Below are 13,347 nucleotides of genomic sequence, written 5' to 3' on the forward strand. Positions count from 1 at the left end.
CGTTTACGCTCGTTGGCTTTTATAGCCAGAGAGCCGTGTCGTGAAAAAGAAGGCATTTCAATCAAAAAGATACCATTCATCGCGTTAAGCTGACATCCGCGATTCTTGTTTTATCCCTTTGAATTAACTCTGTTCCCAATAAATATCGGGTGAGCCAAGTAATCGCATCCAGACATTGCATCTCTATGTAAATTCGCAAGCGAAACTCTTGCATAATCAAAAAAAATCAATACCTTTGCACCCGGTTTCAACAAGACCTTGGAGAGATGCTCGAGTGGTTGAAGAGGCACGCCTGGAAAGCGTGTAAACCCCTAAAGGGTTTCGCGGGTTCGAATCCCGCTCTCTCCGCAGAACTAACCAGACAATGAACAGTTAAGTCCCACAAATCCAACGATTTGTGGGACTTTTTAGATTTTTTGTTACCTACACTAAATCTTCTTGTTTGATCGAATAACACTTAGTGTTTGTAAGATGACAGACAATATTATTACCCCTAGCCCTATATAAAAAGCGGCGTTCAACTCTTTAGCCTCACTAAAAAGAAGCATAGCCAAGATAATGCTATAAATAGGTTCCAGATTATAACTCAAGTTTACCGTGAACGCAGAGATCTTTTTCAGGACTTGTATCTGAAGTAAATACAAACCAATCGTACAAACAGAAGCTAAAAGCAATAAATAAGTAAAATCTAATAGCCCGGGAACAATCGTCGATACAGGAAAATATCGCAAATAGAACGGTAAAATACAGGAAAGCCCGATAAAGCCACCTACCATTTCATACAAGAGCATGGTACTTGTTGAATAATTATTTCCGATCTTCTTATTCGTGATCGTGAACAAAGCCGCTAAAGCGGATGATATAATACCCAAACCTATTCCTAAACGATAGCGAGTATCAAAATGGAAAATCAGCACCACCCCGAATAAAGTCAACAAACTAAAAACAACCTCCTTGAAAGACACTCTATGACAATTAATCAATGGTTCTAGAAAAGCCGTAAAGAAACCTACCAGAGAAAAACAAACCACTCCAATAGACACATTCGAAGCCTTTATACTTCCATAAAAGAAAACCCAATGCAATCCCAGCAATAACCCTAATCCCCCTATTCTCAAGGCATCCCCGAAAGAAATTCGATTCAATCTTTTGCCGACGGATAAAACGAGTAAAAACAACAAAGACGCAAGCATCATACGATACCAGACCAATAGGGCTTCATTCAAGCTAATCAATTTTCCAAATATGCCCGTCGCACCTGCCAAAATAATAGATATATGCAGTTTTATAAATGCGTCTTTCATTATGTCACTATAATATTTAATTATGGACAAATGTACAAAGGAAATATAAGCTATCGAATTCAAACTTGATAAATACTCCGTTTTTTACCCTAATGGTAACTTTTTTCTAAATGGAGAAGCCTACTTTTGTGCCGCAAAAATAAAAAGAAAAGAAACTGATGATGCAAGACAGTATTGATTTTGGAACAATGAACATTCCGAAGTTGTTCCGTATGATGTTTATCCCTACCTTATTAGGTATGGTCCTTTCCGCCACTATAAATATCGCCGATGGAATATTCGTAGGAAGAGGCGTAGGAAGTGACGCCTTGGCTGCGGTAAATATCGTGGCTCCTTTTTTCATGTTAGCAACCGGAATCGGGCTTATGTTCGGAGTAGGCGCATCTATCGTCGCCTCGATCCACCTTTCACACCAGAAAGTCAAGGTAGCGAATATTAATATCACGCAAGCACTTTCGGTCTCATTATGTATTATGTTATCGCTTTCCTTGTTAGTGATGACATTCCGTACTGAGGTCGCTCTTTTATTGGGTAGTTCCGAACAATTATTGCCCTCCGTATTGGAATATATGAACTGGATCGTCCCGTTCCTTGCCTTTTACATGTTATTGAATATCGGGTTATTCATTATCCGGTTAGACGGATCACCTACATACGCCATGTTATGCAGCGCTATCCCGGCCCTGATAAACCTAACATTAGACTATATTTTCGTTTTCCCATTGCATTGGGGATTAATGGGAGCCGCTTTAGCTTCCGCTATTTCCGTAATCGTAGGAAGTATTATGATCGTGGTTTATATCGTAGGTTTTTCTAAAGTATTACATCTTTACCGCCCTAAATTCTCGCTTAAAAGTATCTTATTGACAATCCGCAATATCGGATACATGGTAAAGCTTGGTTCTTCCGCGTTCTTAACTGAGGCAGCTATCGCTTGTATGATGCTGGTGGGTAATTATATATTCATGAGATACCTTGGGGAAGACGGGGTTGCCGCCTACAGTGTAGCCTGTTATTGCTTTCCTATCGTATTCATGGTGAACAATGCGATCGCCCAGTCTACCCAGCCGATCATAAGCTACAACTATGGCATACAGCAGTGGAAAAGAGTACGGCAGGCGTTTAAGTTAGCCCTACTATGCGCTGTCGTGTGCGGAGGACTCGCCTGCGTGGGTACTATTTTATTCTGCCCGGAAGTCTCCTCCTTATTTCTCGGTAATCATGGCAACGCTTACGAGATAGCGGTCTCCGGCATTCCCTATTTTTCTTTGGGATATGTCTTTTTCGCTCTCAATATCGTTTGTATCGGGTACTACCAGAGCATAGAACGTTTCAAACCCGCTACGCTATTCACTATTCTACGAGGAATCGTGATTATCACCCTAAGTTTCATGTACCTACCTGTTGTCTGCGGAATTAAAGGTATTTGGCTGGCCATACCTTTGTCGGAATTAATTACTTTTGTAATCATAGTGGTATACTATCTATTGAAACGTAGAAGAGCATGAAAGAGGAAGTTCGCCAGAAAGTGATGGAACGGTTTTCAATCTCTGAGCAGGCCATGCAGTTATTGCTGGAAAGCGCAGAGATGATGTCGTTTGTCCCCAAAGATATAATCGTACATGAAGGTGAGATAAACACGAATATGTATATCTTATCCAAGGGAATCTGGCGGGCTTATACATTTAAAGATGGGACGGAAGATACCTTTTGGTTCGCCGTGGAGAGCGAGATCGCACTCCCGGTATGGGGATATACTTCCGGCTCTCCTTCTCTTTATACCATAGAAGCCGTTACGGAAAGCGAGGCGTATTGCCTATCCAAACAGAAACTAGAAATCCTATTTCAATCCTCCGTGCAATTAGCAAATATCGGAAGAAGGATTCTAGAGAATTTTATGCTTGAGATCGAGACTTCATGGTTAAGTTCTTACAAACGAACCGCCATTGAACGTTACGCCATTCTATTGGACAAGCAGCCCGAAATCATCCAATCCGTCCCCCTAAAATATATAGCTTCTTATCTAGGTGTCACGGCTCAATCCTTAAGTAGAATCCGGGCGAAGTTAGCTAGTTCCTTAACCTTTATCGTGTAAAGCCCCTTCATATCCCCTCGGACTGGAGATACCATGTCCAGCCATTTATATTTACCTGTACGGCATTCCATGTATTATCAGCAAAGAAAAAGATAATCTTATATCTATCTTGGCGATCCAGATATTCTTGTACATCCATATTATTTCCCTCCATACTAGTCAAGGCTAAAAAATCTGTCAAATTAATATTGAATACCTTTTTGCCGGTAGACTTCTCCGTTACGACAAAACGTGTCGGCCGATCTTCCATCAACCGCATCGTGTTCAACTCGACAGCTGCCGCCGATGATGACTTTTGTTCCATATAATAAGGTCGGAAACTTAACACATCATCCTCCAATAACGAGTTGTCATAGGCCAGATGGCCATTCGACTCGATGATCTCATATTCATAATCATTCATGTTCACATTCCAATTATCTCCGGAGGTAGCCCGGATATAACTATCGGAATAACCTTGAAAAACAAACCGTATCTTATTCGTATCTTTTATCAGATCAATCGTCTCAGTCTGATGGCTGGTCCCTGTAAAATCAACGTCACTGATATAACCATACCAAAGAGGCTCCAGTTCTTTACTGATGATAAGAGACTCCTCACGTTTCAGCCTTAACCTCATATCAGTAATCGTATTCTCTCCCCTAGGCGTATAAATATCGTAGGAGTCACGTGCGCCGGCCCAAGCCAGAAATTGGTATTCTCCTATCGGAAGCTTTACCTCCATTTGGTAATTGCCAGTCGCCAACGCTTCACCTTCCTCTACTTGACTGAACAGAAACTTTCCGTCTTTGTCAAATACATAAAGCTCCACTTTATCCACCTGCGTATGGAACGCATCCGTGAAAAGCATATTATAGTCGTACTTAAACTTGACAAATAAACGACATTCGGGAAGATCCTCATGAAACATATCGCAAGAGGTCAATATCCACGGACAGATAATAAGGATTCCCCAAATTGTATAACGTATAAGACGGTTCTGTTTCATATTTTTCTATTTTTCTAATTAATCCTTACTCTAATTAAAGGGAGTTCCCAGAAGGAAAAAACACTGTTTGGAAACTCCCCTTTTCTAACCTGCGATACCTAACTAATAACCTAAAATCATAAGATCTCCTCTTGGCTATACCAAGTCCACGGGTTCACGTTAATCTGGATAGACAACCATGTCTCATCATTCTCATCTGGCGTATCTGGGTCCGGATCCGGAATAGTAGGATAACCCGGATTATTAAATCCCTTGATATTAATATCATAAACGGAATTACGCACAACCCCAAACTCTCCAAACTCATTCATCGCCTTATCCGAGTCATCATGTTTAATCATGATCTTGTAATAACTTACACCACCATCATAATAAAAGACCGTACCATAACTACCCGCCCCTTTATTCTCTACGGCAAGCCTTGCGTCTACAAATTTCTGTTTAAGTGCCGCAGCCTGCGTTTCTGCGCTTCGACCGGATTGCTTAAATTCATCTCCGGTTGGAATAGTAACCTCCTTGGAGGAATCCACGTATTTTACATACCGGTTGAAGGCTGTTGATATAGAGGTTGGATAACCGTCAGGGTTCCCATCCTTATATTTCTTTGTCAACTCATTTTCTATCCAGTCCATCAAGGTATCATATGTATAGCTTACGCCATTTACGATCATCCAAGACTCACCCTCTCCCACATCAACCGTACCGCCATCTAATTTTTTCAGTTTCTTCGGCGCGAAGTTCGCTTGTAAAAGGACTTGGGTCGTATAAGCATGGTTGTTATACTCTTTTTCTTGTGTATTCTCCAGACAATATTCAGTAACGGGATTAGATGCTGAACTTATCTCATTCCAAGATATGGCAGATGCGTTCGTCGAAGCAGACACAAAATTGTAATTATTCGTATACGCCATTTGATTCGCCTCGTTCCACTCACCGATATTCGTATTGTTGTAATTCGGGTCTACCCGGTATGAACCGATCTCATACCTATCGAATGGAGTGACACAAGTACCGCGAGCATCCGGAGTATTGGCAGGATCTTCATTCCAAGTCTTAATCCTCCTCGATACAGGATAATACCATTTATTAGTAACGTTCAGAATCCATTTCGGGCTATAGATCGATGCCGTGCTATTATCCATAGCGCCATCGCTGGTATATACACGTACTTTAGCGACAACACGATCTATATAAATCGCTAGCGGATTCTTTACCGCGACATCTTGGCTCTTATAAAGAGTTAAGTTTATCGTATTTCCCGAGTTATCCGAAGGTTCCAGATGACCTTTTGAGTTTGCCATCAAAAATGTTCCTGTTTTCGCGACACTCGTTGTTATCGACTCATCCTTCACCGCCTTGTTCACATCCACGAAACTAGAGCCTTCCCCGACGCTGGAGAAACCGGCACCCGGATTCGCGATAATCAGTATTGTCTTAGAAGTAGCCGGAATCTGAAAAGCCTTACTGCTACTGCTTGCGCCGGAAGATGTCAAATCACCGGAACCGGTACTTAGGTCTATCACTTTTGTAACTAGACTCGCATCTTGATCGCCATCGAAGAAAATCGCTTTAACATCCTCAATCTCATATTCGCCTGTTATCGCATTCTCTTGATTAGGGATATTCAATCCACGGGTAACGGCGGCGGGAGTCTTAATATTCAAAGCCACCCACGCATCGCCCGAAGGATCGGTTACTACATCGCTATTCCCATCCGAAATAGCATGGTCATCACTACACGCAGCAAACACTAGCGTCGCAAGCGCAAACATAAAAAGTCTTTTCTTTTTCATTTTACAACAATTAAACTGTTTCTAACTAAACACTTATCACTTTTTATCTCTTAGTCATCTTTTAATCCGTCACGACCGTTTGGGATAATTGACTAATATTTAACTTTATACGTTGTACAGAATTAGTATTCGAGGATACACCGGGATCTTTTATAGTAGTCAGGTATATAATGCCACTTCTCTGTTTGGACATTGTATTCCCCAAGACTTCAATATAAATTGTCCCATCATCAACCGTGATCTTATCCGTGTCCTCCCGTACAGCGCCGGCGGAAGGACGCAGCTTTATCCAGCTCTTAGGATCATCCGCCCCATCTTCCACATATGCGGAAAGACAATAGTAGTTCATATCGAAACTATCGCTGCTATCCGCAGCCGGCATATATTTAATTGTCACTCCAGCCGCCGGTATAGCATATCTTTGCCTAATACGCACCGTCTTTTCGAGAGTCCCCAATTTCAGCGTGATATACGCATGATCTAACAAGCCATTCGATATTTGAGCTTCCACAGCCGTGATATTCGGATCTGATGTCGTATCATCCACGATCGGTATTCTCGCTCCATTAGATGGGTTTACCAGCAAGGGTACCCCAATGCCGACCTCGTTTCCATTATCACTAATCCGGCAGGCATTCGGAAAACGAGTCCGGCAATCCGTAATCAATTTAAAAACCTCAAAATTGGCACCCTCACTCGTATAGGCGATAAATACCGAATTACTGACTCCCAGAAAGAAATCGTTGTTCGCTACAACTTCGTATGAGTCTCTATTATCAACTGAGATCTCATAATCCAGAGCTGTGTTGGAAGGTTTAGAGGCTTTTGCATCTTCTACCGTATCATAGCCGGGACCTTTTGCCGTAACAATAGTGAATTGATAAGAATGATTACGTTGTAAATCCATTAACTGGACATCCTTATTGACGATCGCCATTTTATAGAAATAATCCCGTCCCCCATACGCACCTTGAATAATCAAGTGTGTATTATTCCGCATATCAGACTCATATAAATAGACTGGATCATTCTCAGTACTCTCCCCCCCATCTATGAAATCTGCCTGAACCAATAAGGATGAATAAGCAGCATCATTCCTGTATTCAGTCAAATTAGAGGTATTATCCCTAATGAGACCATCCAGCGTATGAAACGGTCCTTGCCTAGGTACATTCATAACCGCCACAACTCCCTTTAGCTCAAAGTTCGTCGCCTTATTGACAATTACCATTTTAGCGATCGCCCGGGTAAGCATCAAGGGCGTTCCGTCCGTATTCTCGATCTTTGTTGTATGATCTATCTTATCTACTTCCAGTAAATAACTCATCGGGATCACTTGCCCGTTACCACTATAAGGAATGACAGAAACCGAAGGTACCGCCAATGGAGCCGTCAGCATATTCGTACAGAAATCAGCCAATGTCGTCAAACCTTGCATCAATTGGGCAGAAAATCCAGTTTCATCGAATCCATATTCCGTAACCGCATCCCCATAATAAAATCTATCGGGTGAATTAGCCAATATCAATAACTGATATTCACTATCATTCGATTGTTTAGTCAATATCACATATCTTTTTCCCGCTAATTCAAAGGCTTGCACGGCTTCCACAAAAGTAGCGTTAGGCCCTTCCCCTTTGAAAACAAACATCCATGGGTTCTTACCCACCGTACCCTCATCCATAAGTCCTTTTGTTGACGGGAGATGGTACGAATTAGCACGGGCGAAAATCTCCAGCTGTACTTTTTCAGAAAAGACTTCTTCCTTTCCTACCTGTTCAGATAAAGCAAATTCATGCTCACAGCCAGATAGCATTAATAGGGATAACAGAGCCCAAAAACCGATCATATGCATACTAATTATTCTCATTCTTTCACGCAACGAATTGTAAAACCAAATTGATGACTCGAAGACTTGGGAGTTGTCGCTAAATAATTATACTCTATCCCCCAAATATTACCGTGAGCAGAACCTTTCTCTTCTCCACTTGACGTATCAGTCCACCCCGGAGCCGCCGAAGAAGACCAATAATACCCTGTCTCACTCGCATATTCCAAACTACCATCCGTATGCCATCTTCGGCCTGCGGCCGGAAAGAAAATAGAGGCGTTATTGTCCGGATTAAATATCAAGACACCCCCATAAGCCGCTTCCGTCGTATCTAAAGACACTCCTTTATACTTACTGACCTTCCCCGAACCTCTTTCTATGCCATCGATCATATCTCTTTCCACGATAGGACGCCTGTCGAAAAAACCATCCGCATAGAATCCGTACTTGATCTCTTCCAGAATCTTAGGGATATATTTCTCCGGTTTATTCTGTGGATCAATCGGTTTTTCAGCCGTCACCCAATTTCCATCCCCTTTCATTGGATTACGGAATAACGACATTCTTATCTCGGATTTATATACATCATTATAGGTATAACTATTCAACACAATCCTATCCAAGGGACCGTCGCTTGGACGATGATAACCCGGGGGACAGATCTCGTAATAATCTTTCAGTTTATCCCCGCTCGTAGCATCCCAAAAAGTGGGAGTCTCAATACGTCTTATCGGCCATTCCGATAACTCCCACGTAGCACTCTTATTATTCACGTTGGTAGGGTGATACGCACGAAGTGCTAAAGAAGCATATGCTACCGGTAATCCCCATTGAAAATGAGCGCCGGCTTGAGTCGGATACTTAACAAAATCAACTTGATCAGTGCTTTTATCTATCTGCCTCCATTCATCCTTTGTATCAACATCATTTAAGAATGACCGAGCTGTCAAATTGTACGCACTAAATTTTACACCTAAATCCGGCCCCTCGTTTGTACCCCTCCGCATTATATAATCAGGCGCCTCTCCTTGGCGGACATATAAATCAGTTTCGTAAGTCGTCCCATTTTCCGTATAAGAAAGCTTTACGACACCATATCTAGGCACTCCTTTTCTAGGATTCTTGCTCTTCAATCCTATCCGGAAGTAAACACGTCCTCTTCCTTGTACAAAACTGCCTGTCTCACCTTTCTGTGAATTAGGAATAACCGGATAGTCTTCCGGATCTCCCGGAGAACCTGTTCCAACGTTAGGATCAAAGCTAGGTGTCGAGCTTATCACTATAAAATCCTGATATTCGGTTGGAACTTCCACACGCCACTGATACCAATAACTCCACTTGTTCCCACTAATTATCCTTTCTCCACTTTCATCATCCTTATAGAAAGCCCCTACATAAGGGTTAGACCATAGATGATTCGTTGAATTAATATCAAACGGATAACGATTTCCATATTGACTGACCTTTACGGTTATCGTTCTCCGAATAGCGTTCTTCCCCGAGAAGTCTTCCGCAGCCATCAATGTAATCTCATAGGTTTCCTTACCTATAATATAGTTTGGCAAATCAAGTAAGATATCCATATAGCCCGCTCCAGTACTCGGATCATACGAAATCCTCTCATCAGCGTTCGGCTGCCACTCTTGACTCGACAAAGCGTTAAACACCTCATTCGTTTTCTTATAAGTGTTTGTACTTAGCACTTTTACTTTATCAAAAATCCTCACAACCGGCATATTGGACGAGAAAGAGATTCGTGCCCCGTTAAAATCGGTAATATCGACCTCCGTATGTGACACATTTAGCACTCTATTACCAGATATATTCCAATCATTTGCTATTGAATCCCAATCCGATGCCTGTATATTCATCTCCAAGGGTTGTTTAATGATCCCGGTAAGATCTAGCTTCGTATTTTTAGGTAAGTTATAATCAACCGGCTCTGAGTTTATTTTCAACTCACAGGAGGGATTATAGCTATCCTCCATATCTACCGTAAAAACCACCGCATTTGCCGGATCGTTCTTTCTCTCCAACTCATTAGAGGGCAAAATAATACGAGTGATCTTCCGAGCCCAATTCATTCCGGGAATATTTGGAGTAACAGAGGAGAAATAATCACCATCTTCTCTCAATGTAAAATTACGTGTTACATTCCTCTCAATAGTAGAGCCACTATATTGAGCGGTCAATGGGATCAAATTAGGGATACCACTAAATATAACTCCATTAAAAATATCATCGAGATTATCTGCTGCCTCCAAAACAACATCTACTCGAACTCCCAGACGATTAAGGGCCAGTTGTAATAAAGAAACCGTTGTCCCATCACTCAATTTAGCCCCTTTACCTTTTGGTAAAACCTCTACGTTATTTATTTCCTGCATCATTGGGATCGATTTCTCCGAAGAAAAAGAGCTTGCGGGATAAGCGATAAGATTCAAATCATCATAACGTGAAAGAGTGTTCAGTTTATTGGCTATAACGTTATCCGTCGGTTCATTCGCCAAAAATACGAAATCATAATTCCCAGCTACGATTGGATGCCGGATGATATTTTCTATCCATTGATTCTTACTATAGTGAATATTAGATATGCATGCTCCCGTTGTCTTATTGAAAGCCAAAACACGAAGCGTATTCACGTCGTAGTCCTCTTCGCTACCCGAATGAGTCCTATTTTGAGAATCTATATTCCTAATAGAAATATAGGCTCCTTCCACATTACCGCTAATCATTGTCTCATCCGTACATGAGAAAAGGATTATCAATAACAAGACTGCCACGAAACCTTTATATATTTTACACTCTTCCACTATCATAAAAATTGCTCTAATGTTATAATGCAAATATCACGATATAAAAAGTCACAATAAACTAAATATGCACCCAATAATGACAATATGAATCACAGTTTACATCTAATTATGCAATTATTTTTCAGGCCGTTACAGTTTCCAGAAAAACAAGATCAAAAGGCTCTATTTTTCTATTATACGCAAGACTCTTATCAAACAGTTCCGATTATCGAAACAAATCACATTAATAAGAATCCACGAAAAAGCCCTTAAACGAAAGATCGCTTAAAGGCTCAATAAACATCCCTTATAATATTCATTTATGTAGAAATTAGGTCCGTTATATTTCGTCTTATCTATAATTATAATATATCAATAACCGATCTCTGTCTTTTTATAAAATCGATACGTTGTGCCTCTCCACTTTCGGATATTAGGATAGAATGGCGTTTCAATGCCTGAATCCAATCTCGTTGCATTTTACAAATCTGCGGACTTTGGGAGTCCATAGAATTGATTGAATAAACTCGTAGCATACTAATTTGGAAATCCAGCTTCTCTATATAAGTATAGGTTGCCTCAAAATCAATGCTTGATAAGTAGAAAAACACCTTATGGCCCTCACTGAACTCTCCTGTGATAGATAAAGCCTCCATATGAGTAAGTAATTGATAAAGTTCCTCTTTCAAGCACAGAACATCCTCTTTCGATATCAAATTCAGGCAAGCAAAGTATTGGACCTCTTTCACGAAAGAAACAAAAATATTCATATCCCAGATAAAACTGGTTTTCGGACAATTCTTTACGCTATAACTTAATTTTTTATGTACATTTATAATTCGTTCTTCCACCACCATCCCATATAGAGAATTTGGAGTCTTTATCTGTCCATGATGATATAACCAGCGGCAAAGACGGAACTTAGACAGATATTCAAAAGAGGAATAAAGCGTAAAAGGCAAAACATTCGATGCCGTACAAACCTCCGTACTCTTATCTCCTTTCACATAGTCAAATATCCGTAAGTAACGATCAATAATCTCATAATAACTTTCTATCGCATTGGCAGACCGGAGCAAGTTCATATCGAAAGTCACTCTATTATGCAAGTGATTTCCTATGATCTGATCTATGGAGATCCCCAACTTATAGGAAATTTGCGCAACCTCATCAATCGTAAAAGCGACCTCTCCCCGAAGCCTGCGGTACACCGCCTCTCTCCCGATACATAAAGTATCCGTCAAGAAATTAGCAAGATTTTGTCCGGGAGGAAGCCTATCTTTCATTGCGGTTATCAATTCATTTACAATACTATCTTTCATTGCCTTATACCTTATTTCCAACTATTAATATTCCTTGATACATTTGGCAAATGTAAAACATGTAAACGATAGTTTTGTACGATAAAGCAAGCCTATGAGAATTGTTCCTTTTCTAATTAAAGCAAACACAGACAGAAAAAGATAGAAAACGAAATTAAACTAAAAAAGCACCTATAAATTTCGAATCGCGCAATCGGAAGATCTAGGTTGTTTCATTTATCGAAACAGGTTCAAACCCTAAAGCGTATTTATAATCTCCCTTTGTCTATTGAAAAACTGGATACGTTGCATCTCTCCACTCTCGGAGATCATGGTAGAGAACTTTTTTAAAGATTGAATCCAGTCTTTCAAGCTATTAAACATCTCAGAATCCTGTGTCGTAATAGAATTTATCGAGTAAACCCGTATCATACTTAACTGCAAAGAACTTGTTTCCAGATAACTATACGTAGCCTCAAAGTTAATATGCGATACATAAATTCGTACACTATTGCCAGCCTCGGTCTTTCCTCTCATGGCAAGTTCTTCCAATTCATCCACCAACACTAATAACTCCTCTTTGATACGTTGTATATCCTCACAGGAAATAAGATGGATATCGGAGAAATATTTAATGTCATTGACCAAATGATGGAAGATCATATTATCCCAAATATAATCCGTAGAATGGATATACTGTGTCAACGATACAAATTCTCTTTGGGTATCAACCAGTTTTTCCGGTATCTTCAGATTCTCAAAATGATTGCATTGGATATGCTTATTCTGATACATGCACTTAAATAAACGAAACTTTGACAAAAGGTCATGCTTCAAATAAAGGGTCTGAGGAATAGTATTGGAAGAGGTACCCAAAGCCGTAGTAGGATCATCCTGAAAGGCCCTAAAGATCTTCACATATCTAGACAAGATCGTAAAATAAGCATTAAAAGGATCATCGTGATCTACCACATTCAAGTCGAACACGGCATTGGCACTAAAACTAACCCCTACTATTTTATCCAATGACACACCCAATTTCCTTGAGATAAGAGCTGCCTCTTCCAAGGTGAAAGGAACCTCGCCACGTAAGCGCCTATAAATGGCTTCTCTGCCAATATAAAGGGTATCCATCAACAGATTCGCCAAATTTGTCTTAGGGGGAAGTTTTTCTTTTAAAGCTTCAATCAAGCCTGTATTTAATTCATTTATCATCATAACCATGTCGAATGAAAAA

Annotated in this window: 9 protein-coding genes and 1 tRNA gene; 3 read left to right on the top strand and 7 right to left on the bottom strand. The window is 40.5% G+C overall.

The annotated features are described in order from the left end of the window. The first annotated feature begins 260 nt into the window (after positions 1–260). Positions 261–348: transfer RNA gene (locus tag DWY79_RS10435), tRNA-Ser, on the top strand. Between the two features lie 80 nt (positions 349–428). Here the strand turns inward: DWY79_RS10435 and DWY79_RS10440 are convergent. After that, positions 429–1,304: a DMT family transporter gene (locus DWY79_RS10440; RefSeq protein ID WP_121961058.1), complete on the bottom strand. Its 876-nt coding sequence runs from the start codon at positions 1,302–1,304 to the stop codon at positions 429–431. A 158-nt stretch (positions 1,305–1,462) separates the two neighbouring features. Between DWY79_RS10440 and DWY79_RS10445 the strand changes: the two genes are divergently transcribed. Both DWY79_RS10445 and DWY79_RS10450 read left to right on the top strand, forming a co-directional pair. Continuing rightward, positions 1,463–2,812, top strand: a complete 1,350-nt coding sequence (locus DWY79_RS10445) for an MATE family efflux transporter (RefSeq protein ID WP_121961059.1) — start codon at positions 1,463–1,465, stop codon at positions 2,810–2,812. Then, positions 2,809–3,399 carry a Crp/Fnr family transcriptional regulator gene (locus DWY79_RS10450; protein WP_008779579.1) on the top strand — a complete coding sequence of 197 codons (591 nt, stop codon included), beginning with the start codon at positions 2,809–2,811 and terminating at the stop codon, positions 3,397–3,399. The genes DWY79_RS10445 and DWY79_RS10450 overlap by 4 nt, the downstream gene beginning before the upstream one ends. Positions 3,400–3,406: 7 nt before the next feature. Here the strand turns inward: DWY79_RS10450 and DWY79_RS10455 are convergent, their stop codons facing one another. The 6 genes from DWY79_RS10455 to DWY79_RS10480 all read right to left on the bottom strand — a co-directional run bounded on the left by DWY79_RS10455 (position 3,407) and on the right by DWY79_RS10480 (position 13,328). Continuing rightward, complete coding sequence (locus tag DWY79_RS10455; protein WP_048927773.1) at positions 3,407–4,387, bottom strand: FimB/Mfa2 family fimbrial subunit; 981 nt, start codon at positions 4,385–4,387, stop codon at positions 3,407–3,409. Between the two features lie 116 nt (positions 4,388–4,503). After that, positions 4,504–6,180: an Mfa1 family fimbria major subunit gene (locus DWY79_RS10460; protein ID WP_199705211.1), complete on the bottom strand. Its 1,677-nt coding sequence runs from the start codon at positions 6,178–6,180 to the stop codon at positions 4,504–4,506. Between the two features lie 61 nt (positions 6,181–6,241). Then, entirely contained in the window at positions 6,242–8,050 is a 1,809-nt protein-coding gene (locus DWY79_RS10465) for a DUF4906 domain-containing protein (RefSeq protein ID WP_199705220.1), read from the bottom strand. After that, positions 8,047–10,833, bottom strand: a complete 2,787-nt coding sequence (locus DWY79_RS10470) for a fimbrial protein (RefSeq protein ID WP_122369318.1) — start codon at positions 10,831–10,833, stop codon at positions 8,047–8,049. The genes DWY79_RS10465 and DWY79_RS10470 overlap by 4 nt, the downstream gene beginning before the upstream one ends. A gap of 338 nt (positions 10,834–11,171) precedes the next feature. Beyond that, a complete protein-coding gene (locus tag DWY79_RS10475) occupies positions 11,172–12,131 on the bottom strand; it encodes a hypothetical protein (RefSeq protein ID WP_008774203.1) in 960 nt (319 codons plus the stop codon). 237 nt (positions 12,132–12,368) lie between these two features. After that, positions 12,369–13,328 carry a hypothetical protein gene (locus DWY79_RS10480; RefSeq protein WP_122369343.1) on the bottom strand — a complete coding sequence of 320 codons (960 nt, stop codon included), beginning with the start codon at positions 13,326–13,328 and terminating at the stop codon, positions 12,369–12,371. Positions 13,329–13,347 lie beyond the last annotated feature (19 nt).

This window comes from Parabacteroides sp. AF27-14, from assembly GCF_003635425.1.
Taxonomy (GTDB): domain Bacteria; phylum Bacteroidota; class Bacteroidia; order Bacteroidales; family Tannerellaceae; genus Parabacteroides; species Parabacteroides distasonis.